The organism is Streptomyces sp. NBC_01244, from assembly GCF_035987325.1.
GTDB lineage: Bacteria > Actinomycetota > Actinomycetes > Streptomycetales > Streptomycetaceae > Streptomyces.
Window position 1 is genome coordinate 868,816 of record NZ_CP108488.1, and the last position, 25,950, is coordinate 894,765.

36 protein-coding genes are annotated in these 25,950 nt (G+C 72.7%); 15 read left to right on the forward strand and 21 right to left on the reverse strand.

Annotated features, from left to right (window positions below; translation table 11 throughout):
• Positions 1–83 precede the first annotated feature (83 nt).
• From OG247_RS03680 to OG247_RS03690, 3 genes are all read left to right on the forward strand, one after another.
• Complete coding sequence (locus OG247_RS03680) at positions 84–1,247, forward strand: carboxylate-amine ligase (RefSeq protein WP_327250809.1); 1,164 nt, start codon at positions 84–86, stop codon at positions 1,245–1,247.
• 232 nt (positions 1,248–1,479) lie between these two features.
• Positions 1,480–2,034: a type 1 glutamine amidotransferase domain-containing protein gene (locus OG247_RS03685; protein ID WP_327250810.1), complete on the forward strand. Its 555-nt coding sequence runs from the start codon at positions 1,480–1,482 to the stop codon at positions 2,032–2,034.
• 315 nt (positions 2,035–2,349) lie between these two features.
• The gene (locus tag OG247_RS03690) at positions 2,350–2,811 is read left to right on the forward strand and encodes a DUF5133 domain-containing protein (protein WP_327250811.1); all 462 of its coding nucleotides are present in this window, start codon (positions 2,350–2,352) and stop codon (positions 2,809–2,811) included.
• Here OG247_RS03690 and OG247_RS03695 read toward each other — a convergent pair.
• The 9 genes from OG247_RS03695 to OG247_RS03735 all read right to left on the reverse strand — a co-directional run bounded on the left by OG247_RS03695 (position 2,757) and on the right by OG247_RS03735 (position 6,584).
• On the reverse strand, positions 2,757–3,281 hold the full coding sequence (locus OG247_RS03695) for a DUF6328 family protein (protein ID WP_327250812.1): 525 nt from the start codon (positions 3,279–3,281) through the stop codon (positions 2,757–2,759). The genes OG247_RS03690 and OG247_RS03695 overlap by 55 nt on opposite strands.
• A 59-nt stretch (positions 3,282–3,340) precedes the next feature.
• On the reverse strand, positions 3,341–3,565 hold the full coding sequence (locus tag OG247_RS03700; protein WP_327250813.1) for a hypothetical protein: 225 nt from the start codon (positions 3,563–3,565) through the stop codon (positions 3,341–3,343).
• A 330-nt stretch (positions 3,566–3,895) separates the two neighbouring features.
• On the reverse strand, positions 3,896–4,045 hold the full coding sequence (locus OG247_RS03705; RefSeq protein WP_327250814.1) for a Rho termination factor N-terminal domain-containing protein: 150 nt from the start codon (positions 4,043–4,045) through the stop codon (positions 3,896–3,898).
• Positions 4,042–4,896, reverse strand: coding sequence for a non-homologous end joining protein Ku (gene ku / locus OG247_RS03710; protein ID WP_327250815.1), 855 nt, complete (start codon positions 4,894–4,896; stop codon positions 4,042–4,044). Before ku ends, OG247_RS03705 begins: the two co-directional genes overlap by 4 nt.
• A gap of 39 nt (positions 4,897–4,935) precedes the next feature.
• The gene (locus OG247_RS03715; RefSeq protein ID WP_327250816.1) at positions 4,936–5,106 is read right to left on the reverse strand and encodes a hypothetical protein; all 171 of its coding nucleotides are present in this window, start codon (positions 5,104–5,106) and stop codon (positions 4,936–4,938) included.
• A gap of 24 nt (positions 5,107–5,130) precedes the next feature.
• Positions 5,131–5,592: a hypothetical protein gene (locus tag OG247_RS03720; RefSeq protein ID WP_327250817.1), complete on the reverse strand. Its 462-nt coding sequence runs from the start codon at positions 5,590–5,592 to the stop codon at positions 5,131–5,133.
• A gap of 2 nt (positions 5,593–5,594) precedes the next feature.
• Entirely contained in the window at positions 5,595–5,783 is a 189-nt protein-coding gene (locus OG247_RS03725; RefSeq protein WP_327250818.1) for a hypothetical protein, read from the reverse strand.
• Positions 5,784–5,885: 102 nt separating this feature from the next.
• A complete protein-coding gene (locus OG247_RS03730) occupies positions 5,886–6,290 on the reverse strand; it encodes an ATP-binding protein (protein WP_327250819.1) in 405 nt (134 codons plus the stop codon).
• Between the two features lie 117 nt (positions 6,291–6,407).
• On the reverse strand, positions 6,408–6,584 hold the full coding sequence (locus OG247_RS03735) for a hypothetical protein (protein ID WP_327250820.1): 177 nt from the start codon (positions 6,582–6,584) through the stop codon (positions 6,408–6,410).
• Positions 6,585–6,596: 12 nt separating this feature from the next.
• On the opposite strand from OG247_RS03735, the gene OG247_RS03740 reads away from it, so the two are divergent.
• On the forward strand, positions 6,597–6,806 hold the full coding sequence (locus OG247_RS03740) for a hypothetical protein (RefSeq protein WP_327250821.1): 210 nt from the start codon (positions 6,597–6,599) through the stop codon (positions 6,804–6,806).
• 43 nt (positions 6,807–6,849) lie between these two features.
• On the opposite strand, the gene OG247_RS03745 is transcribed toward OG247_RS03740, so the two are convergent.
• The 3 genes from OG247_RS03745 to OG247_RS03755 form a co-directional block, all read right to left on the reverse strand.
• Positions 6,850–7,257, reverse strand: a complete 408-nt coding sequence (locus OG247_RS03745) for a hypothetical protein (protein WP_327250822.1) — start codon at positions 7,255–7,257, stop codon at positions 6,850–6,852.
• A gap of 45 nt (positions 7,258–7,302) precedes the next feature.
• Entirely contained in the window at positions 7,303–8,331 is a 1,029-nt protein-coding gene (locus OG247_RS03750) for a D-alanyl-D-alanine carboxypeptidase family protein (RefSeq protein WP_327250823.1), read from the reverse strand.
• 324 nt (positions 8,332–8,655) lie between these two features.
• Positions 8,656–8,829: a CsbD family protein gene (locus OG247_RS03755; RefSeq protein ID WP_327250824.1), complete on the reverse strand. Its 174-nt coding sequence runs from the start codon at positions 8,827–8,829 to the stop codon at positions 8,656–8,658.
• A 147-nt stretch (positions 8,830–8,976) separates the two neighbouring features.
• Here OG247_RS03755 and OG247_RS03760 point away from each other — a divergent pair, with 147 nt between their 5' ends.
• Together OG247_RS03760 and OG247_RS03765 are read left to right on the forward strand one after the other, a co-directional pair.
• Complete coding sequence (locus OG247_RS03760; protein WP_327257336.1) at positions 8,977–9,243, forward strand: DUF4235 domain-containing protein; 267 nt, start codon at positions 8,977–8,979, stop codon at positions 9,241–9,243.
• A gap of 119 nt (positions 9,244–9,362) precedes the next feature.
• A complete protein-coding gene (locus OG247_RS03765; protein WP_327250825.1) occupies positions 9,363–9,638 on the forward strand; it encodes an isoamylase early set domain-containing protein in 276 nt (91 codons plus the stop codon).
• A gap of 22 nt (positions 9,639–9,660) precedes the next feature.
• Here OG247_RS03765 and OG247_RS03770 read toward each other — a convergent pair whose 3' ends face one another.
• The 3 genes from OG247_RS03770 to OG247_RS03780 all read right to left on the reverse strand — a co-directional run bounded on the left by OG247_RS03770 (position 9,661) and on the right by OG247_RS03780 (position 11,779).
• Positions 9,661–9,810 (reverse strand): hypothetical protein, encoded by a 150-nt coding sequence (locus tag OG247_RS03770; protein ID WP_327250826.1) that lies wholly within the window; start codon positions 9,808–9,810, stop codon positions 9,661–9,663.
• A 16-nt stretch (positions 9,811–9,826) separates the two neighbouring features.
• Complete coding sequence (locus OG247_RS03775; RefSeq protein WP_327250827.1) at positions 9,827–11,167, reverse strand: AI-2E family transporter; 1,341 nt, start codon at positions 11,165–11,167, stop codon at positions 9,827–9,829.
• Positions 11,168–11,260: 93 nt separating this feature from the next.
• Positions 11,261–11,779, reverse strand: coding sequence for a flavin reductase family protein (locus tag OG247_RS03780; RefSeq protein WP_327250828.1), 519 nt, complete (start codon positions 11,777–11,779; stop codon positions 11,261–11,263).
• Positions 11,780–11,862: 83 nt separating this feature from the next.
• Here OG247_RS03780 and OG247_RS03785 point away from each other — a divergent pair, with 83 nt between their 5' ends.
• The gene (locus OG247_RS03785) at positions 11,863–13,482 is read left to right on the forward strand and encodes a phospholipase D family protein (RefSeq protein ID WP_327250829.1); all 1,620 of its coding nucleotides are present in this window, start codon (positions 11,863–11,865) and stop codon (positions 13,480–13,482) included.
• 19 nt (positions 13,483–13,501) lie between these two features.
• Here OG247_RS03785 and OG247_RS03790 read toward each other — a convergent pair whose 3' ends face one another.
• Together OG247_RS03790 and OG247_RS03795 are read right to left on the reverse strand one after the other, a co-directional pair.
• Positions 13,502–14,077 (reverse strand): hypothetical protein, encoded by a 576-nt coding sequence (locus OG247_RS03790; protein WP_327250830.1) that lies wholly within the window; start codon positions 14,075–14,077, stop codon positions 13,502–13,504.
• Between the two features lies 1 nt (position 14,078).
• Positions 14,079–14,621 carry a hypothetical protein gene (locus tag OG247_RS03795; RefSeq protein WP_327250831.1) on the reverse strand — a complete coding sequence of 181 codons (543 nt, stop codon included), beginning with the start codon at positions 14,619–14,621 and terminating at the stop codon, positions 14,079–14,081.
• A 184-nt stretch (positions 14,622–14,805) separates the two neighbouring features.
• Between OG247_RS03795 and OG247_RS03800 the strand changes: the two genes are divergently transcribed.
• On the forward strand, positions 14,806–15,177 hold the full coding sequence (locus OG247_RS03800; protein WP_327250832.1) for a hypothetical protein: 372 nt from the start codon (positions 14,806–14,808) through the stop codon (positions 15,175–15,177).
• Positions 15,178–15,354: 177 nt separating this feature from the next.
• Here OG247_RS03800 and OG247_RS03805 read toward each other — a convergent pair whose 3' ends face one another.
• Genes OG247_RS03805 through OG247_RS03815 form a run of 3 tightly spaced genes read right to left on the reverse strand, consistent with a single transcriptional unit; the run spans position 15,355 to position 17,107 of the window.
• Complete coding sequence (locus OG247_RS03805) at positions 15,355–16,179, reverse strand: metallophosphoesterase family protein (protein WP_327250833.1); 825 nt, start codon at positions 16,177–16,179, stop codon at positions 15,355–15,357.
• Positions 16,176–16,430 (reverse strand): BON domain-containing protein, encoded by a 255-nt coding sequence (locus OG247_RS03810; protein WP_327250834.1) that lies wholly within the window; start codon positions 16,428–16,430, stop codon positions 16,176–16,178. Before OG247_RS03810 ends, OG247_RS03805 begins: the two co-directional genes overlap by 4 nt.
• Positions 16,427–17,107 (reverse strand): nucleotidyltransferase family protein, encoded by a 681-nt coding sequence (locus OG247_RS03815; RefSeq protein ID WP_327250835.1) that lies wholly within the window; start codon positions 17,105–17,107, stop codon positions 16,427–16,429. Before OG247_RS03815 ends, OG247_RS03810 begins: the two co-directional genes overlap by 4 nt.
• Before the next feature lie 127 nt (positions 17,108–17,234).
• On the opposite strand from OG247_RS03815, the gene OG247_RS03820 reads away from it, so the two are divergent.
• Positions 17,235–17,765, forward strand: a complete 531-nt coding sequence (locus tag OG247_RS03820; protein WP_327250836.1) for a DoxX family protein — start codon at positions 17,235–17,237, stop codon at positions 17,763–17,765.
• 41 nt (positions 17,766–17,806) lie between these two features.
• Here the strand turns inward: OG247_RS03820 and OG247_RS03825 are convergent, their stop codons facing one another.
• Entirely contained in the window at positions 17,807–18,439 is a 633-nt protein-coding gene (locus OG247_RS03825; RefSeq protein WP_327250837.1) for a pyridoxamine 5'-phosphate oxidase family protein, read from the reverse strand.
• 304 nt (positions 18,440–18,743) lie between these two features.
• Between OG247_RS03825 and OG247_RS03830 the strand changes: the two genes are divergently transcribed.
• The 6 genes from OG247_RS03830 to thpD all read left to right on the forward strand — a co-directional run bounded on the left by OG247_RS03830 (position 18,744) and on the right by thpD (position 25,882).
• Complete coding sequence (locus OG247_RS03830; RefSeq protein ID WP_327250838.1) at positions 18,744–20,744, forward strand: hypothetical protein; 2,001 nt, start codon at positions 18,744–18,746, stop codon at positions 20,742–20,744.
• A gap of 4 nt (positions 20,745–20,748) precedes the next feature.
• Positions 20,749–22,227, forward strand: coding sequence for a branched-chain amino acid ABC transporter substrate-binding protein (locus tag OG247_RS03835; RefSeq protein WP_327250839.1), 1,479 nt, complete (start codon positions 20,749–20,751; stop codon positions 22,225–22,227).
• Between the two features lie 311 nt (positions 22,228–22,538).
• Positions 22,539–23,099 (forward strand): diaminobutyrate acetyltransferase, encoded by a 561-nt coding sequence (gene ectA, locus OG247_RS03840; RefSeq protein WP_327250840.1) that lies wholly within the window; start codon positions 22,539–22,541, stop codon positions 23,097–23,099.
• 114 nt (positions 23,100–23,213) lie between these two features.
• Positions 23,214–24,482, forward strand: a complete 1,269-nt coding sequence (gene ectB, locus OG247_RS03845) for a diaminobutyrate--2-oxoglutarate transaminase (RefSeq protein WP_327250841.1) — start codon at positions 23,214–23,216, stop codon at positions 24,480–24,482.
• A 36-nt stretch (positions 24,483–24,518) separates the two neighbouring features.
• Positions 24,519–24,923: an ectoine synthase gene (locus tag OG247_RS03850; RefSeq protein ID WP_327250842.1), complete on the forward strand. Its 405-nt coding sequence runs from the start codon at positions 24,519–24,521 to the stop codon at positions 24,921–24,923.
• Positions 24,924–24,979: 56 nt separating this feature from the next.
• Positions 24,980–25,882 (forward strand): ectoine hydroxylase, encoded by a 903-nt coding sequence (gene thpD, locus OG247_RS03855; protein ID WP_327250843.1) that lies wholly within the window; start codon positions 24,980–24,982, stop codon positions 25,880–25,882.
• The last annotated feature ends 68 nt before the right edge of the window (positions 25,883–25,950 follow it).

Below are 25,950 nucleotides of genomic sequence, written 5' to 3' on the forward strand. Positions count from 1 at the left end.
TGCGGCGGCCTCCCCGCGTGGGCGCCGGTCCGAGGGGTAGACACACTCCGCCAAGCCGCTTCGGATCCACGGAGGGGGTTCCGATGTCACTGACCGTATCCACACCCTCGGCCGGACGGGAAAGAGACGCGTCCGTCCCCGGACGGGTCCCGGTCCTGACGATGGGGGTGGAGGAGGAGTTCCTGCTCGTCGACCGCGGCAGCCGGGCCCCGGTGGGGCGCGGCCCCCGCGTCATAGACGCCGCCGCGCGCACGCTCGGTCCGCTGGTCCAGCCGGAGTTCTTCACCGCCCAGGTGGAGGTCTGCACCAGCCCCACGACGAACGCCGCGGCGCTCAGATCGGAGCTGTCCCGGATCCGGGCGGAGGTGATCCGCGCCGCGGCCGCCGAGGAGTGTCTGCTGCTGGCGGCGGGAACTCCCGTCGTACCTCCCGAGCATCCGCTGACGGTCACGCCCGACGAGCGCTACCGCAGGATGGAGTCGCGCTACGCCCGGGTCCTCGGCGACTACGACCAGGCCGTCTGCGGCTGCCACGTCCACATCGGGGTCGACTGCCGGGCCCAGGCCCTCGACCTCGCCAACCGGATGCGCCCCTGGCTGCCCGTGCTCCAGGCCCTCGCGGCCAACTCTCCCTTCGACCGGGGCAGGGACTCCGGTTACGCCAGCTGGCGAGCCGTGGAGCACGCCCGCTGGCCGACCGTCGGGCCCGCCCCCGTCCTGGACGAAGCCGGGTACGAACACTGCGCCGAGGAGCTCGTGCGCAGCGGCACGGTGCTGGACCGGCGGATGATCTACTGGTACGCCCGCCCGTCCGAGCACGTGCCCACGCTGGAGATCCGCGTGGCCGATGTGAACGCACGGATCGGCACGGTCGTCCTCCTGGCCGTTCTCGTACGGGGCCTGGCCGCCACCCTGCGCGCGGAGGCCGCCGAGGGTGCGCCGGCCCCCGAGCCGCATTCGGCGAGGCTCCGCGAAGCCCACCTGCTCGCGGCCGCCCACGGCCTGCACGGCGCCGGCCTGGACCCGGTCGACGGCGCCCCGGTGCCCGCGTGGACCCTGATCGCCCGACTGCGGGGCCGGGCCGCCCCCGGACTCGCGGCGTCGGGCGACTCGGAGCTCGTCGACGCCCTGCTCGAGGAGGTCCGGACCGAAGGCACCGGGGCGGCCCGGCAGCGCGCCGCGCACCGGCGTCACGGTCGCCTCTGCCGGGTCGTGGACAGCCTCGTCGAGGCGGTGGCCGCGGGCTGAGGTCCCCGGCCCGGCCCGCTGATTGAGGGCGCGCCGGGCCCACGCCTGAGGAGCCCGGTCCCACACCGGAAGGCCCCGGGCCCACACCGGAGGGGCCGGATGCCCTGCCCCGCGATCCGGTGCCCGCGCGTCCCGGCCCCGAGCCCGGCGACGCCGAACCGGCTCTCGGGCAGCCCTCGCCCGGCGAACGGCCCGTGGTGCCGGAACCCCCCGACTGAAGGAGGCGAATCCGGTGCGCATCGCCTTTCTGACCGCGCCCGAGGGCGTGGAGGAGATCGAACTCACGGAGCCCTGGGAGGCCGTCCAAAAGGCCGGCTGGAATCCGCAGCTGGTGTCGACCGGACCGGGCCGGGTCCGTGCGTACCACCATCTCGACGAGGCCGGCAGCTTCCCCGTCGACCACATCCTCGCCGGCGACACCTCGGACGCCTTCGACGCCCTCGTGCTGCCCGGCGGGCTCGCCGGCCCCGACGCCCTGCGGCTGGACGAGCGGGCCGTCGGGTTCACCCGCAGCTTCTTCGAGACGGGCAAGCCCGTCGCGGCGATCTGTCACGCGCCGTGGCTGCTGGTGGAGGCGGACGTGGTCCGGGGTCGCACACTGACCTCGTGGCCGAGCCTGGCCACCGACATCCGCAACGCCGGGGGCACGTGGGTGGACGAACCCCTGCGCGTCTGCCAGGCCGCGCCCTCGACGCTCGTCACCAGCCGCAAACCGGACGACCTCGACGCCTTCTGCGCGGCGCTCGTCGAGCAGTTCGGGAGCGTGGACGGGCACGGGCGGACCTGACCCGTGCGGCCGCCGGGCCCGGGCCGGTCGGCGCCGCCGGGCCCGGGCCGGTCGGCGCCGCCGGGCCCGGGCCGGTCGGCCGCGCGGGTCATGCAAGTGGTTCGGGCCCTGAACCAGCGCGCCGCGTGGCCCGTGCTCAGACGGCGGGCATAGCGTCCCTACGCGGACCACCGCACCGCCCCCACCGCCCCGGACCGGAGGAACCCCGTGCTGACACCCGGAGAAACCACTCCACCGACCCGACAGGCCCCCGCCGCGCGGACGCACGGGCACCCGGTGCCGGGGCCGACCGGCAACCGGGCCGTCGGGATGCTCATGGCCACGACCCCCTGCTCGGCCCGCGACGCGCTGCGCATCCTCGCGACGGCCGCGGACCTGGCCGACGTCCCCGTCGAGGACCTGGCGGCCGCGATGACCGGCACCTCCCGCGGTACCGCCCTGCCCGCCCGCCTCGAACGCGCCCTGCGCCGCGCCGTGGAAGCCGCCCGGACCCGCGGGACGGCGGGTGGTCCCCGTCCTGCCGGGCTCGCGCCGAACCCCACCCGGACCGAGGAGGTGCTGACCCGGCTGCGCGGCTGTCAGGCCCGGCTCGCGGCCTCACCGCAGGACCCTGCGGCCCTGCGGGCCATGGACGACACCGCGTACACCCTGTGCGTGCTGATGGGCAGGCCCACCGCCCTCGAAGCCATCACCGCGGCGGAGGAACAGCTCGCCGCCACGCCCTACGGGTCGCGCTCGGGGTCCTCGGGGTCCTCGGGGTCGACGCTGGCGGTGTAGCGGACGCGTGCCCACAGGGGCAGCACGAACCAGCACAGCACGTACCAGGCGAACACGCCGCCGACGAGCCACGTCGCCAGGGCGTTGCCGGTCGCGACCCTGAGGACGAGGAGCAGGGCCGAGGTGCTGGTGGCCAGGAGCAACAGGAGGCCGGTGAAGGTCAGGCGCGCGGCCCACGCGACGGCCTCCGGCTTGATCCTGCGCCCCGAGACGAGACGGTGGAAGGCCACGGGGCCGATCAGGGCGCCGGTCGCCAGGGATCCCAGGACCACCGTCACGACGTAGATCGCCTTCTCGGTCTGCGGGAGCCCCGCGAACACGGGGGCGAAGGCCACTGTCAGCAGGAACCCGAACAGGATCTGGACACCCGTCTGGGCGACCCGGATCTCCTGGACCAGTTCCTGCCACTGCCGGTCGGCGCGTTCCTCCGGCGACTCGTCCCGTCCCCGCTGGTCCGTCCCGTTCGCCATCGGCCGCCTCCCTGAAATGAAAGGTCCCTTCAGGACCCGTCTGCCCACGGGCCCGGACATCATGTCTGGCCGCCCGCCACCGAGCAGACGCCGGGTGGGGTGGGGCGGGGCGGGTCGCCACGGCGGAAGGCCTGCGCAGGGCAGCGTCCGGGGGCCGCCGACCGGGGTCCGCAGCGGGTCGGCAAGACGCACTCCTGGTGGCCGTCCCGCCCGTCGGCGGTGCTCCGCGTGCCGAGGTAGCGGCCGTCCCGGGTGTATTCCTTGCCTGCGCTGACGTAGCTCACGAGCGGCGCCTCCCCACGAGCGGCCGGATGACCCGCTCCGGCACGGCGAACGGGGCCGACGCCGGCCCGGGCACGGCGGGAGGGGCGGGAGCCCGGGCGGCGCCGGCGTTCGGGAAAGGCGCCCGGCTACCTGGTCGGGGGCGCCGGCGGCGGTTCGGGCATCGGCTCCGGGTCGGGGAGGGGCACCGGGACCGGCCTGGGCGTGTGCGCTGCGGTCACGTTCGTCATGGTGACTCCGCCTCCTCGCGAACGGTATGTGCACTCCGGTGTGTGCACTCCGGTGTGTGCACCGGGCGCCTGCCCGCTCCGGCCCGGCCCAATCCCGCCCGGTCAGGCTGCCTTGCGCGAGCGGCGGCCGGACCCGGTGTCGGAGGCGGAGGCGGAGGCGGTGAGTGCGTCGCGGAGTTCGTCGCGGGTCATGCCGGAGCGCCCGGGGATCCCGGCCGCCGCGGCCTTCTCGTAGAGCTCCGCCTTGGTCATGCTCTGCGGGTCCTTCGCCCCGGCCTTCCCCCGCGCAGGCTCCTGCGCGCGTTTCGGGGTCTTCCCGTGCTTCCCCCTGGTGCCCGCGCCCCCGGCCGCGGCCCGCTCGACGCTCGCACGCAGCGCCTCCGCGAGTCGGCCGCGGGCTCCGCCTTCTCCACGCTCTCGCCCGCCCGCTTCGCCTTGATCAGGGCGGCGACCTTCTCCCGGAACGTGTCGTGGAACTCCTCGGGCTTCCACTCCATGCTGAGCGCCTCGACCAGTTGCTCGGCCATGCGCAGCTCCTTCGGCGCGGCCTTGGCCTTGCGCGGCAGGGAGTCGATCTCCGCACGGGGATCGCGGATCTCGTCGGCCCAATGGAGCGTGTGGCAGGTGAGCAGGCCGTTCTCCGCCTTCACGGCCACGAGGTATTCGTGGCTGCGCATCACGAACCTGGCGATCCCGGCCTTCTCCGCCTTTCCGAGGGCCTGCTGGACGAGGCTGTAGATCTTCCCGTACTCCTTGCCCTTCGGCGCCAGGTAGTAGGTCGCGTCGAAGAAGATCGGATCGACTTCGGCCAGATCCACGAACACCTCGATGTCGAGCGACCGGGACCGGCCCGGCGCGATCTCGTCCAGCTCCTCCGGCTCCACGAGCACGTACGCGTCGCCGTCGTCGAAGCCCTTGACGATCTCGTCGAAGGGCACCTCCTCCCCGGTCCGCTCGTTGACCCGCTTGTTGCGGACGCGGTCGGAGGTGCCGCGCTGCAGCTGGTGGAAGTGGATCGTATGGCTGTCGGTCGCCGTGTAGAGGCCCACGGGCAGGCTGACCAGGCCGAAGCTCAGTACTCCCGCCCACACCGGTCGCGCCATGACCACCACCGCCGTTCTTCTGTCGCGCGCCCGCCGCACTCAGGCCCAGGCGCTCCGCAGCCGGTCGCGGTGGGCGGCGAGCCAGGTGCCGAAGGACTGGAGCGCGGGGTTGAGCCCGCGGACGGCGTCGAGGTCGCGCGCCGCGGTGAAGCGTTGCTCGCAGTCGGCGTGGTACGGGAACAGGTTCCCCGTCTCGTCGGCGCCGGGCATGTCCTGCGCGCCAGGCGTCCGGGCTCAGCGGCCGGTACCGTACGGGCTCGCCGATGGACTCCTCGATCGCGGCGGCCCTGCCGGCGACCGCGCGGTGTTCGCCGGCGATGCTGACCGTGGCGGCGATGAGGTCGGTGCCCAGTCCACCCAGCCGGCGACGGCCGCCGGCCCGGCTCCCGCGAGTCCGACGGCCGTGAGCACCGCCGCCGCGGGCTGCCCTCCCGGCACCGAGTCCAGCACCCCGGCGGACAGCCAGCAGCCGACCGGGAGTTGGACCAGCACGGGATGCAGGGGATGGCCGAGCTGTCTGCCGCGCAGGACGTCGCGTACGCCGCCCGGCGGGAGGGTGCGGATCCCCTGCTGGAGCGCGTGGACGGCCCGGTCGGCACCGGAGGTCCGCTCGATGGTGCCGAGGGCCTTGAGCCACCCCGCGGACACGGTGTCGAGGGTCTGCGCGGGACCCGACCGCACGGTTTCGACCGGCATGTTCATCCGAGTCGCCGCCCTCCGTCGTCCTCGGGCACGGCGCTCGTCGCCTCCGCCCGGGAGGTGCGGCGGGACCTCTGCCCGAACAAGCGGTCCATCTGCCCGCGCACCGCTTCGAAGTCGTCCCAGCAGTTCCGCGCCGTCTCCCCGGAGCGGCCCGTCCGCCTCTGGCCCTGATGCGTCCCCTTCACGGTTCTCTCCCTCGGCCCGCGGTCTGCGTACACCCCCTCGTCACGTCCGGCGCCTACCCGGAGAGGCGGTACGCACACACGGGCCGGCCGGCCCCGTGGAGATCAGTGCGGCGGGAACAGCCGGACACCGGTGTGGATGGTCTTGCCGCCCGGCCGGTGCCGGATGCGTACGCCGCTGCCGAGCCGGTGGACCAGGGCCCAGCCCCATCCACCGCCGCCTTCCAGGTCGGGCGCTCTCAGACGCGGCTCCGCGTCGCTGTAGTCGGTGACGTCGATGGCGATCTCGTCGGGCTCCAGTTCGAGGTCCAGCACGCAGCCGTCCGCCGTGTGGCGGATCGCGTTGGTGACGAGTTCGCTGACGAGCAACAACGTCGTGTCCATGACCGCGGGGGCCACGGAGCGCCCGCCGCGCGAGGCGTCGTCGAAGAAGTGCCGGGTGAGGTCGCGGGCCGTGCCGGCCGCGGTCGTCCCGTCAAGATCGCTGTGCTGTCTCAGATGGAGAGTCATCCCCGCTCCCGCGGCCCCCAGTCTCGCTGCCCCGGACCCGACCGCCGGATTCGACGGTGACGGCCGCCCGGGGACGGGTGGTGTCCACATCGGTGCGCCTACCCACTCCACACGGGTTCACCACGCTCGGCGGCCCCGCAGTGTCCATGCCGCAGGCACGGCCCTCGGCGGCGCTCCGTCCACGTCCAGCCGGAGCAGCCCGGCCATGGCGTCACGGTCCGCTGCCTCGGCGGTGACGGGCGGCCCGAGACGGTCGACCATCGCCAGCAGGCCGGCCGGCGCCGCCACTGCCACGCGTGGACCCGGATGCCCCGCTCCCGCGCCGTCCGCACGAAGTCGAGCAGGTGGTGCAGGCCGGCCACCTCCAGGAACGTCACCCCGCGCATATCGCAGATGACCACCTCGGTGGCCCGGGCCGAGCACGGGGCGCAGGCCGTCGAAGACGGCGCCCGCCTCCTCGTCCAGCTCGCCCTGCGGCATCAGGTGCACGGTCCGGGCAAGCGGGCAAGCACGTAGGCGTGACCGGGCCCGGCCCGGCCGGGTCGCGGACCGCGACCGCTCACCGGCGGCGGGGCGTACCCGGGTCCTTCGCTTCGGCGGCGGCCCGGTCGACGCGTTCCGGGTCGCACGGCGGCGAGCCGGAGCCGGTACCCGTCCGCGACGGAGCGCCGGGCGGGCGCCCGTGCTCGTCGACCATGGCGCCCTCGTCGGGCAGCAGTCCGGGGCGGGGGTCGCCCTCGGGCCGGTCGCCCTGAGCGCGATGAGGGCGTACCTGCTCCTCGCGTCCTACACCCGGCCGCTGGCGCTTGGCGGCGTGCCCGCCGGAGTCACGTCCGGCGGGGTCGCTCCCCGCGCGGTCACTCCCTGCGGGGCCGATCCTCGCGGATTCGCTCCGCCCGGCTTCGCTCCGCGCGGGTTCGCTCTGCCCGGACGCGCTCCCTGCCGCGTCCCGTCCGTGCCCGCTCATGGCTGCCTCCTCCATCGCGTCCGCCCCTCCTGGTCCCTGGTTCGCCTACCCCGCCCGACCGCGACCAGACAGGGCGACCGCCCCGCCCGGCCCGACGCCGCGCCCCGCGCCGGGGTTCGGCCGCGTCGGGGACGGGGGCGCCGCCTGCGCAGAGGGCCCGAGCGCCGCGAGTTCGTCGAGCGGTGCGCGCTGGACGGCTTCGACCAGGCGGCGGCTGTGGGCCCAGACGGCGGCCCGGGCGCGCACCGGGGAGCAGCCGCTGCGCTGCGCGAGCACGGCGCCGAGGACCAGTCTGCGGCTGCCGTCGACCTCCTTGTACGCGGCCCACAGGACGTTGCCCCCGGCCGGGGTGCTGGTGCCCGTCTTCAGCCCGGCGACACCGTGCCGGCCGAGCAGCCGGTTGGTGGTGCGCGCCTCGCCCCGGTTTCCCGGGAGCCGGACCGAGGGGGTGGCGACGATGGTCCGGAACGCCTCGTCCCGCATGACCGTGCGGGCCAGGACCAGCAGGTCGCCGGCCGTGCTGGTGTTCCCGATGTCCATGCCGCACGAGCCGGTGAACCGGGTACGGGTCATGCCGAGTTCCGCGGCCGACTCGTTCATCCGGCGCACGAAGGCCGCTTCGCAGCCGGCGGTCCAGCGGGCGAGGAGCCTGGCGATGTTGTTGCCCGAGGGAATCAGCATGTACGCGAGCAGTTGCCGCAGGGAGAACTCCTGCCCTTCCTCGACGGGCACCACCGATTCGATCGTGGAACCGGACTCGCGGGCGGCCGCCCCGTCGACGCGGATCGTGGGACCGGAGTCCCGCGGGCCCAGGGGATGCTCCCGCAGGACCACGTAGCCGGTCATCACCTTGGTGATGCTCGCGATGGGCACCGGGCGCTGTTCGCCGACCGTCCCGAGGCAGCCGACCCCCTCCACCTCCACGCTCGCCTGGCCCTCGTGGGGCCAGGGCAGCGGCGCCGCCGACACCGCGCGGCGGGCGGCGGCGACGGCCGCGTCACCGGCGCGGCAGGCAGCGAGCCGGCCCCGTCCGGGCAGTTCGGCGGATCGGCTGAGGAAGGCGTGGGCGGACATGACACTCCCGGGATCGGGTTCGCGGTGGGGGTAGGTGCCCCGCCGCGCCCGGAAGGGTCCGGGCCCCGGCCGTCCGGCAGCGGAGGGCACACACCGCAGCATGGCCGCCCCGCGCATCGGAACCCCGACCGCCGTCCATCGGCGGGCGCTCACCCGTGTATCGGTTCCGCAGCGGGCGACCGCCCGGGCGGCGCACCGCACCGCCGCATGGCCCGGCCGCGGCCCACGCGTACGGCCACGGCCTCCGTCCCCCGTGCCCGGGGAAGGAGGCCGTGGCCGCCGGTGCTCCGGCTGTTGGGGACTCGGCCAAGTCGCCCTGCCGTGCTAGTCCTTGAGGGCGTCCTTGGCCTTCTCCTTGGCCTGGCGCGCATCACCCTTCATCTGCTCCGCGCGCCCCTCGGCGGTCAGGCTCTCGTTCCCGACCGTGCGGCCCATCGCTTCCTTGGCCTTGCCCTTGGCCTGTTCCTTCTTGGCCTTCATCTTCTGCTCACCCGACACGGCTCTCACTCCGATCGTTGGCGATCATCTGACGTGGCGCGTCTGTCCTGATAGCCGTCCGGTAAACCTGCCCGCTCGGCTCCGCGCGTTAGCCGCGAGCGGCTCGGGGCAGGCGCCGGGGGGAACGGCAATGGAGCGGAGGCAGTGGTGGAGACCTCGAAGATCGCCTACAAACCCGTGGGGCTGGCGCTCGGCGCCACAGGGGGTCTGCTGGCCGGTCTGGCCTTCAAGCAGATCTGGAAACGGCTCGGCCACGAGGACGATGCGCCGAGCGCCACGGACGAGGACCGTACGTGGCGGGAGATCCTCATCGCCGCGGCCCTCCAAGGCGCCGTGTTCGCCGCGGTCAAGGCCGCGATCGACCGTGGCGGCGCGGTGGCGGCCAAACGCCTGACCGGCACCTGGCCCGCCTGAGGCGGCTCCGGACGGGTGACGCGGGTGCGCGTACGGCGGGTCGCGGGCCGGGACGGGCGGGGGACGTCAGGCTGACCCCGGTCGGCGGGTAGCGCCCGCCCTACGAGAAGGAGCAGCCCGTGCTGGAGCGCAAGCGCCGGAAACAGACGACCGACGTCACCTTCGTACTTCCCGGTGACCTCCCGCCCGGGCCGGTGAGCGTCGTGGGAACGTTCAACGACTGGCATCCCGGCGCGCACGTCCTCGCACCCCGGACCGACGGGACGCGCGCCGTGACCGTCGCCCTCCCCGCCAAGGCCACCCACAGTTTCCGCTACCTCGCGGCAGGCGACTACTGGTTCGACGAGCCGGCCGCCGACGGGCACGAGGAGGGCAACAGCCGCCTGAACACGTAACACCGGGTGGCGGGGGGGCTGATCACCCGCGCCGCGCCGGCATCCCCGGCTTCAGCCGGTTGACGGCGATCAGCTCCTCGGCGGCGAGCAGCGCGCCGTAGGGCTGCGCGGGCCCATCGCGTCCTCGACGGCGGGTGCGCCTGAGCTGCTGTGCCGGGGTGGCGGCGGGCACGGCCCGGGGCTGCTGATCAGGGGTCCGGGCCGTCCTCCGCCTCTGCCTCTGCCCGCGGATCCGCCTTCGGATCCTCCGGCGGGGCGCCGGACGGGGGTGACGGGGGTGACGGGGGCTCCGCTCCCGTGACGGCGCGGGCGGGGTGGGCCCGTAGGTGGGTGATCACCGTATTGGCCACGGCGACGAGCGGGACCGCCACGACGGCCCCGCCGATCCCCGCGATGGTGCCGCCCGTGGCGACGGCCAGGACGACGGCGAGCGGGTGGACCCGCACGGCCCGGCCCAGGATGAACGGCTGGAGCACGTGTCCTTCGATCTGCTGCACCACGAGGACGACCATCAGCGCCATCAGGGCGGTGAAGACCCCGTCGGTGACGAGGGCGACCACGACCGCCAGTGCGCCGGAGACGACGGCGCCCACGAGCGGCACGAAGGAGGACAGGAAGATCACCACGCCGATCGGAACGGCCAGCGGGACGCCCAGGAAGTAGATGCCCACGCCGATGAAGACCGCGTCGATCATCGCGACGATCATGGTGCCGCGCACGTAGGCGGTGAGGGTCCGCCAGGCGGGCGGGCCGGCGCCGGCGACCCCCGGACGGGCCGCCGCGGGGACGAGCCTCAGGGTCCACTGCCAGATGCGCCTGCCGTCGTACAGCAGGAAGAGGGTGGCGAACATGGCCAGCAGCAGTCCGGTGATCACCTCCACCAGGACGGTGACGCCCTGGAGGCCGGTGGAGGTGATCTCGCTCGTACTGGTGCCGATGGTGTCGCTCAGACTGTCGGCGATGTCGTTGATCTGTTGTTCCGTGACGTGCAGCGGACTGTCGATCAGCCATTGTTTGAGCTCGCCGATGCCCTCCTGAACCCGGTCCGAGAGGTTGTCCAGATTGTCGAGCACCTGCCAGACGACGAACCAGCCGACCAGTCCGAGCATCACGAATCCGCAGGTCGCGGTCAGGGCCGTCGCCGCGCCCCGCGACAGCCCGCTCCGGTGCAGCCGGGCGACGGTCGGCTGGAGCAGCGCGGTGACCAGGAGCGCGACCACCAAGGCGAGGGCGACCAGCCGTACCGCCCCGATGACCCGCATCAGCACCCAGACGGTGGCGGCGAGCACCAGGAACCGCCAGCCGGCCTCCGCCGCCACCCGTACCCCCCAGGGCACCGCGGCCGCGGGATCCCGTGCTCCGGCGCCGGGCGGCCCCTGCGACGCCCGGGGCGGAACCGGTTCCTCCCATGCCGCGGCGGCGTCCGCCTCACGTTGGGCATGGAGCCGGGCCCGGCGCTCGCCGAGCCCCGCGGCGCCCTGCTTCACGCGCCCGAACCATCCGCGCACTCCGGGCAGAGGTCGCTCCACCGTGGGGTTCCTCCTCGTCGTCGCGTAGGAGACCTTCCTCCAGGCTGGACCGTGCGGGGCCTCCCGGCACCCCGGTACCCAGCCCGCCGGGGGTCAGGCCGGGTGTCCGGGGGCGATCGCCCTGACGTCGCCGTACCGCATCAGCTCGGGTACGTCCCGCAGCGCCGGGGAGACCTCGGTGGGCGCCAGGAGGAAGCCCATGTGGTCGCCCCCGTCGATCCGTGTCTCGATCCGGCCGACGAACCATGCGGGTGCGCCGGTCAGCAGCGGACTGCCGTCCGTGCTGGGCACCCACTCGGCGCGGGCGAACTTGTCCGTCCGGTCGCCCGTCTCACCGCCGAACAACTCCGCCAGCTCCCGCTGGTCGCGGCCGAGCACGTGCACCGCGAGGTGCGAGGCCCTGCACGCGACGCGGAACGTGTGGTTGAGCGTGGACAGCCACACCATGAAGCGCGGCGGCCTGATCGAGCACTGCGAGGCGAAGCCGACGAGACAGCCCGCCCGCTCGTCCGGCGCCCCGGCTCCGCGTCCGGCACCGGCCGTGGCGGCCGTGACGACGTACACGGGGCCGTCCAGGACGTCGGCGAAGGCGTCCAGTTCCGTTTCCGTCACGACATCTCCTTCCGGGCCATGCGGCCACCCGTCCCGAGTGGAAGGGTGGGAAGCGGGTACCCGCTTCAAGAGGAGGCCCCACCATGCCCGCCTCGGACTGGCTCCTGGCACCTGGAGAGCGCGGCAATACGGCCACCCGGCTGGAGCATCGCCGGGCGGACGGGGCGGCGTGGTCCGAGGGCAACGAGGCCCGTCCGCTCGTCCACGGCGCCACGTACTTCGCCGAGCTCCTCGCACGGGTCCGGGCGATGTGCGCCGGCGACCTGCTCCTGTTCACCGACTGGCGCGGCGATCCCGACGAGCGGCTCCGCGGACCCGGTACGGAGATCGCGGCCGTGCTGGGCGCGGCGGCCGGGCGCGGTGTCATCGTCAAAGGCCTGCTGTGGCGCTCCCATCTGGACGGCTTCCGGTTCAGCGAGGAGGAGAACCGGTCCCTCAGCCAGGACGTGGAGGCGGCGGGCGGTGAGTGCCTGCTCGACCTGCGCGTGCGGCCCGGCGGATCGCACCACCAGAAGATGGTGGTGCTGCGGCACCCCGGCAGCCCGGAGCGCGATGTCGCGTACGTCGGCGGGATCGATCTCTGCCACAACCGCAACGACGACGCCGACCACCGCGGCGACCGCCAGTCGCTGCCCCTGGCACCCCGGTACGGTCCGCACCCCCCGTGGCACGACGTCCAGCTCGCCCTGAGCGGGCCGGTCGTCGGCGACGTCGAAGCCGTCTTCCGCGAGCGCTGGGAGGATCCCGCGCCGCTCAGCCGCAGTCCGCTGATGCGCCTGCGCGAACTGCTGGACCGGGAGGACACGCATGCGGACGCGCTGCCGCCGCAGGAACCCGACCCCCCGCCGTGCGGCACGCACGCCGTCCAGGTGCTGCGCACCTATCCGAACCGTCTGCTGCGCGGCTATCCCTTCGCCCCCGACGGCGAGCGCAGCATCGCCCGGGCCTACCTCAAGGCGCTGAAGCGGGCCCGGACGCTGATCTACGTGGAGGACCAGTACCTGTGGTCCCCGCGCGTCGTGGACTGCTTCGCCCAGGCCCTGCGCACGTGTCCCCGACTGCGGCTGGCCGCCGTCATCCCCTCCGTTCCGGAGCAGGACGGCCTGCTCAGCGGGCCCATGAACCTGATCGGACGGATCACCGCCCTGGAGGAACTGCGCCGCGCCGGAGGTGACCGGGTCGCGGTCTACGGCCTGGAGAACCGTGCCGGGACCCCTGTCTACGTGCATGCCAAGGTGTGCGTGATCGACGACGTCTGGGCCGCCGTCGGGTCCGACAACGTCAACCTGCGGTCGTGGACGCACGACTCCGAGCTGAGCTGCGCCGTCCTCGACCGGGCCGCCGATCCGAGGCCGCCGAGCGACCCCGGCGGACTCGGGGACGGGGCCCGTCCGTTCGCGCGGGAGTTGCGCCTGGAGCTGATGCGCGAGCACCTCGACGCGGGTGACGGGGAGGAAGCGACGCCGTCGGCGGACGTGCTGTGCGATCCGTCGGCCGCGTTCGACCGATTGGGCGAAGCCGCCGCGGCGCTGGACGCCTGGCACGCGGCCGGGTGCCGTGGCCCGCGTCCTGCGGGGCGCCTGCGCCGCTACGCCGCTCCGCGGCTGCCGACCGTCCGGCGCCTGCTCGCGACCCCGCTGCACCACGCCCTGGTGGACCCCGACGGCCGCCCCGTCAGGATGCGGCTCCGCGGCGGTTTCTGACATTGCGGGTCCACCGTGCTCAGGTCTTGAGCAGGCGGTTGAAGAAGGAGCGGTAGTGCTGCAACGCCTGCCGCAGGTCCTCCGTCTCCACTTCCTCGCCCCGGCCCCACTGGGCCTCCAGCTCCTGCTTGTGCGCGGCGAAGGTGCCGGCCAGGGTCTGCATGACTTCGGCCACCAGGGTGTCCGCGGACCTGACCGCGTCCTGGGGATCGTCGACGAAGCGGCCCTGGATGTCGGTCCACGACTGCCGGAACTCCTGCGTGTCGGAGGCGCCGAGGAGCGGCTCGGAGTCACCCTCGGGAGCTCCGTCGGGCGACGCGTCCGCTCCGGCGGGGGCGACCGTACGGTCCTCCTCCGGGGGCGGGGTGAACTCATCGCGCATCTCGCGGTTGCCGTAGCCCTCGCGGTCCTGGCGGACTTGCGGGTCCTCGCGGGACTCGGCGGTCTCGGGGGGCTCGCGGACCGCTCGGTCCTGGGTGGCCTCTCCCGGGTACACCGGGGCCGGTGCTTCGTCATCCGTGACGGGGTGTGCCAGGTCTTCCGTGGTCAGGCCGGCTTCGGTGGTCCGGCCCTCGGTGTCCGCACGGTTGTCCATGTCACCGGTTCCTTTCGTCCGTGAGCAGCTCCGTGAAGAGGGCGCGGTAGTGCACCATCGCTCCCCGGAGTTCCTCGGTGGTCGCCCGCCCGTCGGCGCTCCGTACCTTGACGTCGTGGGCGGAGCGGTAGTGGTCCAGCGTGCCCGCGTGTTCGACGGACAGGTGGCTCAGTTGCCGGCCGTAACCATCGGTCGGGTATCCGCGCTCGCTCATCAAGCGGGACACCAGCTCGTCGGCCTCGGCCACGGAGCCGTCCGGCCGGTCCACGAAGTGTTCCTGGACGGTGGTCCACTCGTCCGCGTACTGGCGGCGCCGTTCGGCGGGGAGCTCCTTGATGTCCAGCCGGTCGTGCCGCTGCTCGCGGGCGCGCAGTTCGCGCTCCGCGGCCAGCGCGCCGCCCTTCTCCTCGACGGTCCGCTCGTACTCCGGCCCGAAGCGGTCGCGCAGGTGGCGTCGGCGGGCCAGCATGGTGAAGGTCAAGGTCAGCGCCACGACCACGACAACGGCCGCAACGATGATCGCTATGAGTGTGTCGGTAGACATGTGCCGCCTCCATCGAGGGGTCCACAGGGTCGTCGCCCCCTTCGGCTACCCGCTGGGGGAAGGCGAAACCTGCACCCGTCGCATATGCCCTGCCCGGCGACGCCGCCGGGCGGCCGTTCGCTCGCCGGGCAGACGGTGGGGTGGTTGGACGGTTCGGCCGACCATCTCCGGGCAGACGCCGGGCATGACCTTGGAGCATCCGGCTGAAAAGGGTGGACCGGGGCGGCTCGGTCGCTTCGAGAAACTGGCGGAACTCGCCTCCAATTTCACGAGTTCGGCACTCTTCTCCTTCCTCTGCGTCCTCCTGGTGGCGGCCTTCGTCACGGTTCACCTCTTCCACCTGCCGATCGAATGGCAACACCTCGCCGGTGACGCCATGGGCGCGGTGTCCCTGCTGCTGCTCGCCCTGCTCAAGAACTCCGAACGCCGCGCCGAGCACGCGATCCAGCGCAAGCTGGACGCCATTGCCAACGCCCTGCTGGAACAGCAGGAGGGCTCACGGCCCAAGGCTCACCGGGACCTGGAGGAGGCCGTCGGGATCGAGGAGCAGGAGTAGCCCGGATCCGCCCGTGGCCCACCGGCCACCCCGGGCCGAGGCTCTTCGCCTACCGGGAGCACGGCGCCTGGCACGAGGTCCATGCCGAGGACCTCACCGCGGAACGCGCCGTCCCGGACCTCCTGCGAGCCGGTCACGGGCGACCCGGCCCCGCAGTGCGACCGGGTCCGCTCGCGGCTACCGCGTCACGCCGGGAACCTGCGGCCGGCCGGCCGCGGGCGGGGCGAACGGATCCGCGTCCGGGGCGGGTGCGCGCCCGTCCGAGGCGGGTGCGCGCCCGTCCGAGGCGAGGTGGTAGACGGCGAAGGCCCGGTCGATGACGGGCATGGCGACGTTGCGGACCCTGATCCCGCCCGCCGTCATCCCGTGCTCGGTCCCGAGGTGGGCGTGGCCGTGGACGGCCAGGTCGGCGCCCTGCTCGTCCATCGCCTCGGCGAGCAGGTAGCTGCCGAGGAAGGGGTAGATCTCCCGCGGCTCGCCCGCCAGGGTGTCGGGTACGGGTGCGAAGTGCGTCAGCGCGATGCGCAGCGCGCAATCCGCTGCGCGGAGCTCGGCCAGTGCCCGCCCGAGGCCCTCCGCGCAGCTGCGGGTGTAGCGGATGAACGCCTTCATCTCGGGTTCGCCGAACTCGCTGCCGCTGCCCCCGGCGAAGCCGCCGCAGAAGCCTTTCGTCCCTGCCACGCCCACGGTCGTACCGGCGAGGCGCAGGGCGACCCCGTCGCCCTCCAGGACGTGGACGCCCGCCGCCCTCAGTTCCTGGGTGACCGCCTCCTGCTGGTCGCTCTGGTAGTCGTGGTTCCCGAGGACCGCGACGACGGGCACCGCCAGCCCGGCGACCTCCGCGGCCACGACCCGCGCCTCCACCGGGGTGCCGTGCCGGGTGAGGTCTCCGGCCAGCAGCAGTACGTCCGCGCAGGCGCCGAGGGTGTCGAAGGCGGGCCTCAGCAGCCCGGCGCTGTCCGGGCCGAGGTGGATGTCCCCGACGGCCGCCACGCGGATCACGGCAGGTCCTCGGAATGGTCGGGCGGGCGGGTACGGCTCACGGTGAGGTCTTCGTACCAGTCGAGGCCGGTCAGCTCCTCCCCCGCGATGCGCAGGACGGCCGTCCTGCACTGCTCGTCGGGCACACGGCCGCGGACGACGGCGCGGGAGCCGTGCGTTTCCACGCGTACGCCCAGTTCGGCGGTGTCCTCGCGCGCCAGCCGGTCGCGCAGGTGCTCGATGCGGTACTCGGTGATCCCGGTGCCGGTCACGTCGCTTCCTCGCTCTCATCGGGTCCCGCGGAGCGGCGGTCGATGACCTGGAGTCGCGCGAGCAGGTAGAGGAAGGCGTCCGAGAGCGGGGTGGCGCGGTGGTCACGGTCCAGCCGGTCCCAGTCGATCTGTTCGCGCAGCATGCGGGCCATGGGCAGCAGGTCGCCGAAGTCGCAGTAGTGCTCGCAGAGTGCGACGAGCCGGCTTTCCATGAGGTCGGTGGGCGAGAGGACCGGCATCCACACCGAGTCCACCGCCTTGACGCAGGCCCGTCCGAGCAACTCCGTACTGACCGGACGCCTTGCCAGCTCGAAGATGAGGTCGATCTCCTCCCCGCCCGAGCGGCCCTTGACCAGCCAGTCCTCGGGGGCCCGGCGCATGTCGATGCCGCCGCCCTCCAAGGCCTCGATCGCCGCGTCGGCGTCCTCGGGCCGGACGCAGAAGTCCGTGTCGTGCTGGAAGCGGGCCGGCAGGCCATGGGCGAAGGCGGCCACGCTGCCCGCGAGGGCGAAGGGCCTGCCCGTCTGTTTGAGCAGCGCCGCCACGTGCTTGGTGGTTTCCAGGATCGCTTGGGTGTGGTCCTCGGGCAGCGGAGCACCGGGCGGAGCCGGCGGGCTCAGTCCTCCGGGAGGGGACAGCGGACCCGCCGGATCCTCCGGGGTGGTCTTGAGCACCATGGCGCCTCACTCGACCGGGGACTACGGCACCTGGAGCATCTAACCGCCGTGGACCACCGCAAACCATCAGATACAGGCTGAAACGTGCGAGCCTGGCTGGCCGGCCCCTCCATCGAAAGGCCTCCCCGTGCACTTCACCCTCCGCAAGGACCTCGGACTGCTTTCCCTGCGCCTCGCGGCAGGCGGCGTTCTGATGGCACACGGCACGCAGAAGCTCTTCGGCTGGTTCGGCGGTGGCGGCATCGAGGGCACGGCCCGGGCGATGGAACACATGGGGTTCACACCGGGCAGGCGCAGCGCCATCGCCGCCGGGCTCGGCGAGGCGGGCGGCGGCGCCCTGCTCGCGCTGGGGCTCGCCACCCCCGCGGCGGGCGCGGCCGCGGCCGGTGCCATGGCAGGGGCCGTCTCGGTCCACGCTCCCGCCGGCTTCTTCGCCCAAGGAGGCGGCTTCGAGTACCCGGCCCTGCTCGGTACCGTCGCCGCCTGTCTCGGCGTCACCGGGCCGGGGCGCATCTCCCTGGACCACGTCAGCCGCCACCGGCTCGACCGTCCCGCCGTCATCGTGGTGGCGTTCGCCCTCAGCGCGGTCGCCGCCACCGTCGTCGTCAACCGGCGCGTCGCCGCGATGGAGGCCCCGGCCGGAGGCGACGAGGACTGATCCGGCCCGCCCGCGGCGGACGGCCCGACGGCTCCGCTCCCTCAGATGTACATGTTCTTCTCGTCGTACGAGGGCCCGTAGTAGCGCTCCAGATCCTCCAGGGACTCCTGCGTGCGCTCCAGGCTCTTGGAGATCCTGGCCCTCGACGGAGCCGCCTCGGGGTTCCAGGTCTCCGGCTTCCACAGTGCGGATCGTACGAAGGCCCGGGAGCAGTGGAAGTAGACCTGTTCGACCTCCACGAGGAGGGCGAGCGTGGGGCGGTGCCCCTTGACGGTCAGGTCGTCGAAGAAGGGCGCCTCGCGCAGCAGCCGGGCCCGGCCGTTGACGCGCAGGGAGTCGCCGCGCCCCGGGATCAGGAAGAGCAGGCCGACGTGGGGGTTGGTGAGGACGTTGTGGTAACCGTCCGCCCTGCGGTTCCCGGGGCGGTCCGGGATCACGAGGGTGGTGTCGTCGAGGACCTTGGCGAAGCCGGGCGGGTCGCCCTTGGGCGAGACGTCGCAGGTGCCGTCGGCGGCGGAAGTGGAGATCAGGCAGAGCGGTGACCGGGCGAGCCACTGCCTGTGGTGGTCGTGGAGGGTCTGCCGCTCCTTGTCGAGGGCCACGGCGGAGGGTTCGCCGAGCAGTTCGCGCAGCTCCCGCTCGGTGCCGATCTCCTCGAACGCCCGTGTGTCCACTGCCCGCCCCCGTCTTCCCGGGCGGCCGGTGCGCCGCCCCCTGCTGCGACTATGCCACGGGCGTCCGTGGCGGACGGTCGCTCCGCCGGCCCGGATGACCGGACCCGCCACCCGCCACCCGCCACCCGGACGGGGCCGACCGCTCGGGCGGCCCGCTCAGGCCGCCCGACCGGGCCACCCGAGCGGTCCCGATGGCCGGTCCCGAGACCGGAATCGAATCGAGAGGCGGAAACCCCTGTCTGACTCCGGCTCCGGATGGCAGGCTCTACTCCTCGAAGCGTCGTCCTGGGGGGGATCACACGTCATGGAGCCGGGTACGGGCATGGGCCTGCGGGGCCGCAGCGGCATCCTGTCGCTGGTCGACGCGTGCCTGAAGGAGAACCCGGCGGCCGAGCGGCCCCTGACCATGCTCCTCGGCCCGGCCGGCAGCGGCGCCAGCGAGGCGCACAGCGCGCTCATGGAGCGCTTCGGGCCCGACTACCCGTTCGCCTTCGTCAACTTCGGCGGGGCCCAGTCCCTGCTGCCGCGCTACGCCCTCGGGCTCCTGGCCCGCCAGCTCGAGCGCAAGCTGCCCCGCTACGGCCGCTCCCACTTCCCGCTGCTCAGCCTCGGCCTGCTCGCCTCCGACCAGGAGCTGCGCATGCGCAACCTGGTGGAGGGCCGGCGCGCGGTGCAGCGCCAGCTCGACCGGTTCCAGGAAGAGAACGAGGCGCGGCACGGCGACTACCTGGCCGCCTTCTTCGAAGTGGGCATGGGCGCGGTCGGCATGCCCGAAGGCGCCTCCAGCGCCGCGCTCGCCCTCTTCCAGGACGCCTTGCGGCGCGGCCGCCGCACCGTGCCCGGCCTGCTCGGCGGCCGGCTGGGCAGCCGGCTCACGGCCGGGGCCCACTGGTACGGACGCCACCCCATGACCCGCAGCGCGGACCCCATGGAGGCTCTCGTGGAGCTCAACCTGTGGCGCCACGAAGGCGACGAGAACGAACAGGAGCGGCTCGACCTGGTCCTCTTCTCGGCCTTCCTGGAGGATCTCAGGCGCAACACCGCCCGCAATTTCATGCCCCGCTCCTACCTGCTCCTCCTGGACAACTCCCACACGGAGTACGGCCGCCACTTCCTGGACCTGTTACTGCGCTCCCGGCACGACCAGACCGTCGTCGCCGGGCACGCCAGTGATCCGCTGACCGTGGTCGCCAGCTCCAACCGCTGGCTGCCCCGCTGGGGTCCGGCCACCGGGGACTCCTGGCCCTGGCAACTGCGCGGCCCCGACCGGGCCTCCCTGGCCGACTGGCACGCCCACCGGCCGCCCCGCGACAGCGAGGACAGCTGGTGGTACCCGCTGCGCCTGCGCGACCTCAATCTGGACGAGGTGCGCATCCGGATAGAGCTCCAGCTCGGCGGGAACAGCGATCTGGCCCCGCTGACCCGTCTCACCCCCTTCGTGCACCGGCTCACCGGAGGGCTGCCGCGCGCCGTCCACCAGGTGCTCGACGTACTGCGCCAGGCCGGGACGCTCCCGGACTCGGGCCCCCAGCAGGACCGTTGGCTGCGCACCCTGCCCGACCGGCCGCTGCGCACCGGGGAGAACTCCGCCACCCTCGCCGACACCGCCCTCGGTCATCTCCTGCGCGATTTCGACGGAACCCAGCGCACGGCCCTGGCCGAATGCTCCGCCGCCCGGGACTTCTCCGTGGCCACCCGGCTGCTCAGCCCCGACGACTCCCTGTTCGGCGAGATCCGGGCGCGCTGGCTCCTGACCGGACCCGTCGCCATGGTCCCCGTACTCCACCCGTGGCTGCGCCGGCTGCTCCTGTGGCGGCTGGCCGCACGTCCCGAGGGGTGGGAGGCCGCGCACGAACTCCTCGCGGAGCACTACCGCGGCGAGGGCAAGCCGGTCCAGGAGATGTACCACCAGCTCGCCCGCGGGCGGACCGAGGAGGTCACCGCGCACCTGACCCGACGGTTCACCGCCGTACCGGCCGCGCAGTGGATCTCCGAGTTCGACGCGATCACCTCCGCTCCGAACCGCCTCCCCGCGGGCAGCGGGCCGCTGGAGCTCCTCTCCGGGCTCGTCCCGCGCCGGCCCGGGCGGGTGATGGACACCGAGGCCGTGATCCACACGCTGGTGACCACCCGCTGGGTGTGGACCGATCCGCTGGCCGACCCCGCCATGCGGCTGGGGAATCTGATCGCCGACGGCTACACCCAGCTGTCCCAACTCCGGAGGAACGACATCGTGGCCCTGTTCAACGAGGCCGAGCGGTACCGGCATTGGCGCGATCCCCAGACCGCGGGCTGGGAGGGCTGAGCACGTGCCCAGACTCGAGTGGCCCCTGCACGTCGTACGCCGCGTCGCGCTGGCCACCGCGGCGGCCCTCACCCTCGTGGCGGCGCTCTGGCTGGGCGTGGGCTGGCTCCAGGAGCGCCAGGCCAGGTGCGCCGACGGGGTCGTCGAACAGGGACCGGACCACGAGTGCGTCGGCGTGAGCGACGGCTCCTACGTCTTCGCTCCGCACCTCGACGCCGTCAGCGCGAAGATCGAGGCGGAGAACCGCCGGGTCCTCGCCCATGCGGACAAGGACCCGTACGTCAGCGTCGCCTACTTCACCTCGTTCACCACCAGCGCCGCGGACAGCAACTCCGCCGAGGGCGTCCGGCACGAACTCCAGGGCGCGTACCTGGCCCAGTACCGGCACAACCAGGGCGACTTGGCCGCCACACCCAAGATCCGGCTGTTGATAGCCAATCCGGGCAGCAAGTCCGCGCACTGGAAGCACACCGTCGACGCGCTGATCGCCCGCAGGGACTCCCCGGACCGGCTCGTCGCGGTGGCGGGCCTCGGCCCCAGCACCAACGAGAACCTCGCGGCCATCAAGCGATTCTCCGAGAACGGCATCGCCATGGTCGGCGCCACCATGACCGCCTCGGACATCAAGGACATCAACGGCTTCGTCCGGATCGCCCCCACCAACGAGGACCAGGCGTACGCGGGCGCCGGGTACCTGAAACGGCGCGGTGTGGCCACCGGCGTCGTCATCCAGGACGTGGCGGGGGGAGACCTCTACTCCTCCACCCTCGGCGACGCCTTCACCAAGGCGTTCCACGACGGCGGCGCGCACAAGCTCGTCACCGAGAGGATGACCTACGATTCCTCCGTCAGCAGCGCCTGGCAGAACGAACTACGGTACATGCCAGGGCAGTTGTGTCAGCAGCGCCCACAGCTCGTCTACTTCGCGGGCCGCGGCCTGCACCTGACCCGGTTCCTCGACGCGCTCGCCAACCGCAGCTGCACCGAGCAACAGTTCACCGTGTTCACCGGGGACGACACGACCAACCTGAGCCCCGAACAGCTCGCCCGAGCCGCCGAAACGGGCATCGAGGTGCTCTACACCGGCCTCGCCCACCCCGACATGAACCGCGCGGCGCCGCAGGCGGTGTCCGCACCCTCCGCGAAGAACTTCCAGCCGGGCGGACTGATGAACCAGTGGTTCCCGCAGGACCCCCGCGAGGACGGCGGGGCCCTGATGGGCCACGACGCGGTTCTCGCGGCGGCCCACGGCATCCAGATGGCCGCCCACTGGCAGGGACAGGTGGCCGGAGACGCGGTGGCCCGGATGTTCCACCAGATGGACGGCACCCAGCAGGTGGCCGGGGCCAGCGGATTCGTCTCCTTCCAGAACAACGGCAACCCGCGCAACAAGGCGGTCCCGATCCTGCGCCTCAACGCCAAGGGCCAGGTGGAGCTGGTCGAAGTCTCCGCGGCGGAGGGCAAGCCACCACAGGGACAGTGAAGCGCCGGGCGGGGCAGGACGGGCCCGGTCCCGCCCTGTCGCCCTTAACCGCGCAGCCGCGATCGAAACCCTCGACCAGCCGACGAAGACATCACACTCGAGCGGAAAACGTGAGACGGAGCAAAGACGTTATCCGCTCGTTATAAACTCGAGGGTCGGGTGGAGATGTCCCCATATTTCACGAAACATCAGCCGCGTGGCGCGCGCTTTCGTGACCCCTGGAGGACGTCTCCACCTATCACGATCGGCACCCTCCTCGTAACCCCTTGGGCCCGTGCAATCCGCTCCATCCCTGGGTAACTTCGGCCCGCATGACTGCTCATGCAGAACTGGCCCATTACCGGAAGACCCCGCCGTCCACTCCGTCCACCTCGACCACCTCGACCACGCGCATCGACCGCCCCCGCCCCGGTGACGGCCGCCTCCTGTGGCGCCTCGCCCGCGATTCCAGGACTCTGGACCTCAACTCGGCCTACAGCTATCTCCTCTGGTGCCGTGACTTCGCCGGCACGTCCGCGGTGGCCCGCGACTCGTCCGGGCGCCCCGTCGGATTCGTCAGCGGATACCTGCGGCCCGACAGCCCCGAAACCCTGCTCGTCTGGCAGATCGCCGTCGACGAATCCGTCCGCGGCCTGGGCATCGCCGGGGCCCTGCTCGACGGCCTCTCCGCCCGTGTGGCGGCGGAGCACGGACTGAGCTCCCTGGAGACCACCATCTCCCCCGGCAACCTCGCGTCGGAGCGGCTGTTCGCCTCGTACGCCGCACGGCACGGCGCCACGCTCACGCGCAGCGTGCTGTTCGCCCCGGAGGAGTTCCCGGACCGCGGCTACGCCCCGGAGGTCCTGCACCGCATCGGGCCGCTCCACTTCTGATCCCGGTCCGGACATCTCGCGCCGGAAACCTCGCGCCGGATATCTCGGGCCGAACGCCTCGCGCCTCGCGCCGAGGCACCGTACACACCACCCCACGCTCATTGGAGAGTTCCCTTGACCATGACCGAGCCGGTCCTGTCCGTTTTCGAGACCATGGAGTCCGAGGTGCGCAGCTACTGCCGCGCCTGGCCCGTCGTCTTCGAGCGCGCCACGGGAAGCCGGCTGTACGACGAACACGGCTCCGGTTACCTGGACTTCTTCGCGGGCGCCGGTTCCCTGAACTACGGCCACAACAACCCCGTCCTGAAGCGGGCCCTGCTCGACTACTTGGAGCGGGACGGCATCACGCACGGGCTGGACATGGCGACGACCGCCAAGAGGGCCTTTCTCGAGACCTTCCGGTCCCACGTCCTCGAACCCCGCGCTCTGAACTACAAGGTGATGTTCCCGGGGCCCACCGGGACCAACGCCGTCGAAGCGGCGCTCAAGCTGGCGCGGAAGGCCAAGGGACGCGAGTCGGTCGTGTCCTTCACCAACGCCTTCCACGGCATGTCGCTCGGCTCCCTCGCCGTCACGGGCAACGCCTTCAAACGGGCCGGCGCCGGCGTCCCCCTGGTCCACGGCACCCCGATGCCCTTCGACAACTACCTCGGAGGCAGGGTCCCCGACTTCCTCTGGTTCGAGCGGCTGCTGGAGGACCAGGGGTCCGGCCTCAACCACCCGGCGGCGGTCATCGTCGAGACGATCCAGGGCGAAGGCGGGATCAACGTGGCGCGCGCGGAGTGGCTCCGCGCCCTCGCGGACCTGTGCCGGCGCCGCGACATGCTGCTGATCGTCGACGACATCCAGATGGGCTGCGGCCGGACCGGCGAATTCTTCTCCTTCGAGGAGGCGGGCATCACGCCCGACATCGTCACGCTGTCGAAGTCCATCAGCGGCTACGGACTCCCCATGTCCCTGTGCCTGTTCAAGCCCGAGCTGGACCTGTGGGAGCCGGGCGAGCACAACGGCACCTTCCGCGGCAACAACCCGGCCTTCGTCACCGCGACGGCCGCCCTGGAGACGTACTGGGGCGACGGCGTCCTGCGCGAGCGGACCCTCGTCCAGGGCGCGCACATCGAGAGCGCGCTGCGCGAGCTCTGCGCCGAACACACCCGGCTGGGCGCGACGTACCGGGGCCGCGGCCTGGTCTGGGGCCTCGAGTTCGCCCACAAGGAGCGCGCGGCCGCGGTGTGCCGGAGGGCTTTCGAGCACGGTCTCCTCGTCGAGACCTCGGGCCCCGCGGGCGAGGTCGTGAAGCTGCTCCCGCCGCTCACGGTCACCGGCGACGAACTCGACGAGGGCCTCGCCGTCCTCGCCCGCTCCGTCCGCGAAACCGCCTGACCGGCACCCCGCCACACACCACGAAGGGGCACCACCATGATCGTCCGCTCGTTCCGGGACCTCGAGGGAACCGACCGCCACGTCAAGGCGGCATCCGGCACCTGGGAGAGCAAGCGCATAGTCCTGGCCGGGGAACGCGTCGGCTTCTCCCTGCACGAGACCGTCCTGTACGCCGGCACCGAGACGTCCATGTGGTACGCGAACCACGTGGAGGCCGTGGTCTGCACGCAAGGAGAGGCCGAGCTCACGGACGAGGAGACGGGCCTGACGTACACGATCACGCCGGGAACCATGTACCTCCTCGACGGCCACGAGCGGCACACCCTGCGCGTGACGCACGAGTTCCGCTGCCTGTGCGTCTTCAACCCGCCCGTGACGGGCCGCGAGGACCACGACGAGAACGGTGTGTACCCGCTGCTCACCGAACCCGACCTCGGCTGACGTACGCGAGAACGCACAGACCAGAGAAGATCCAGAGAGGAGAGGCAGGCACCGCCATGACCTCCGCACCCACACGCACGGTGAACGACCTGTATCCGACCCGGGGCCCCGAGGAGGTGCTCACCGGCCGCGCGGACCCCGTCGTCTGGTCCGAGCCCGGCACGCCGGGCCCGATATGGGCCCACGAGCTGGATAGCTACGAGCGCGACGGGTTCCTGTCCGTCGAGGAACTCATCACGCCCGACGAGACGGACGTCTGCCGGGCCGAGATGGACCGGCTGCTCCGTGACCCCTCGACGCTGGCCGACGACCGGTCCATCGTGGAGCCGAAGTCCCGGGAAGTGCGCTCCGTCTTCGAAGTCCACCGGATCAGCGAGGTGTTCGCGGCCCTCGCCGCCGATCCGCGCGTCGTGGGGCGCGCGCGGCAGATCCTGGGCTCGGAGGTGTACGTGCACCAGTCCCGGATCAACGTCAAGCCCGGTTTCGGCGCCAGCGGCTTCTACTGGCACTCCGACTTCGAGACCTGGCACGCGGAGGACGGTCTGCCGCACATGCGCACGGTGTCGGTGTCCATCGCCCTGACGCCGAACTACACCACCAACGGCGGCCTGATGATCATGCCCGGCTCCCACCGGAGCTTCCTGGGCTGTGCCGGTGCGACGCCGAAGGACAACTACAAGAAGTCCCTCCAGATGCAGGATGCGGGCACGCCGTCGGACGAGGCACTGACCACGTTCGCCTCGGCCTGCGGCATCAAGGTCTTCACCGGAAAGGCCGGCTCGGCCACTTGGTTCGACTGCAACGCGATGCACGGGTCGGGTGACAACATCACGCCCTTCCCGCGCAGCAACGTGTTCCTCGTCTTCAACAGCGTCGAGAACCGCCCGTCGAAGCCCTTCGCCGCCCCGGTGCGCCGCCCCGGATACATCGCCTCCCGGGACTTCACCCCGCTGCGCTGACGCCTCCGGCCGACCGGACCCGACCCGACCCGGCACCTGCGCGGCCGGGTCGGGTCCGGTCCGTCCGG

Coding starts and splice junctions, on each gene's coding strand:
- OG247_RS03680 (WP_327250809.1), top strand. CDS start 84: ATGTCACTGACCGTATCCACACCCTCGGCCGGACGGGAAAGAGACGCG.
- OG247_RS03690 (WP_327250811.1), top strand. CDS start 2,350: ATGGCCACGACCCCCTGCTCGGCCCGCGACGCGCTGCGCATCCTCGCG.
- OG247_RS03695 (WP_327250812.1), bottom strand. CDS start 3,281: ATGGCGAACGGGACGGACCAGCGGGGACGGGACGAGTCGCCGGAGGAA.
- OG247_RS03705 (WP_327250814.1), bottom strand. CDS start 4,045: ATGACCAAGGCGGAGCTCTACGAGAAGGCCGCGGCGGCCGGGATCCCC.
- ku (WP_327250815.1), bottom strand. CDS start 4,896: ATGGCGCGACCGGTGTGGGCGGGAGTACTGAGCTTCGGCCTGGTCAGC.
- OG247_RS03715 (WP_327250816.1), bottom strand. CDS start 5,106: ATGCCCGGCGCCGACGAGACGGGGAACCTGTTCCCGTACCACGCCGAC.
- OG247_RS03720 (WP_327250817.1), bottom strand. CDS start 5,592: ATGCCGGTCGAAACCGTGCGGTCGGGTCCCGCGCAGACCCTCGACACC.
- OG247_RS03730 (WP_327250819.1), bottom strand. CDS start 6,290: ATGACTCTCCATCTGAGACAGCACAGCGATCTTGACGGGACGACCGCG.
- OG247_RS03740 (WP_327250821.1), top strand. CDS start 6,597: ATGCCCCGCTCCCGCGCCGTCCGCACGAAGTCGAGCAGGTGGTGCAGG.
- OG247_RS03745 (WP_327250822.1), bottom strand. CDS start 7,257: ATGAGCGGGCACGGACGGGACGCGGCAGGGAGCGCGTCCGGGCAGAGC.
- OG247_RS03750 (WP_327250823.1), bottom strand. CDS start 8,331: ATGTCCGCCCACGCCTTCCTCAGCCGATCCGCCGAACTGCCCGGACGG.
- OG247_RS03785 (WP_327250829.1), top strand. CDS start 11,863: ATGCCCGCCTCGGACTGGCTCCTGGCACCTGGAGAGCGCGGCAATACG.
- OG247_RS03790 (WP_327250830.1), bottom strand. CDS start 14,077: ATGGACAACCGTGCGGACACCGAGGGCCGGACCACCGAAGCCGGCCTG.
- OG247_RS03795 (WP_327250831.1), bottom strand. CDS start 14,621: ATGTCTACCGACACACTCATAGCGATCATCGTTGCGGCCGTTGTCGTG.
- OG247_RS03800 (WP_327250832.1), top strand. CDS start 14,806: ATGACCTTGGAGCATCCGGCTGAAAAGGGTGGACCGGGGCGGCTCGGT.
- OG247_RS03815 (WP_327250835.1), bottom strand. CDS start 17,107: ATGGTGCTCAAGACCACCCCGGAGGATCCGGCGGGTCCGCTGTCCCCT.
- OG247_RS03830 (WP_327250838.1), top strand. CDS start 18,744: ATGGAGCCGGGTACGGGCATGGGCCTGCGGGGCCGCAGCGGCATCCTG.
- ectA (WP_327250840.1), top strand. CDS start 22,539: ATGACTGCTCATGCAGAACTGGCCCATTACCGGAAGACCCCGCCGTCC.
- OG247_RS03850 (WP_327250842.1), top strand. CDS start 24,519: ATGATCGTCCGCTCGTTCCGGGACCTCGAGGGAACCGACCGCCACGTC.
- thpD (WP_327250843.1), top strand. CDS start 24,980: ATGACCTCCGCACCCACACGCACGGTGAACGACCTGTATCCGACCCGG.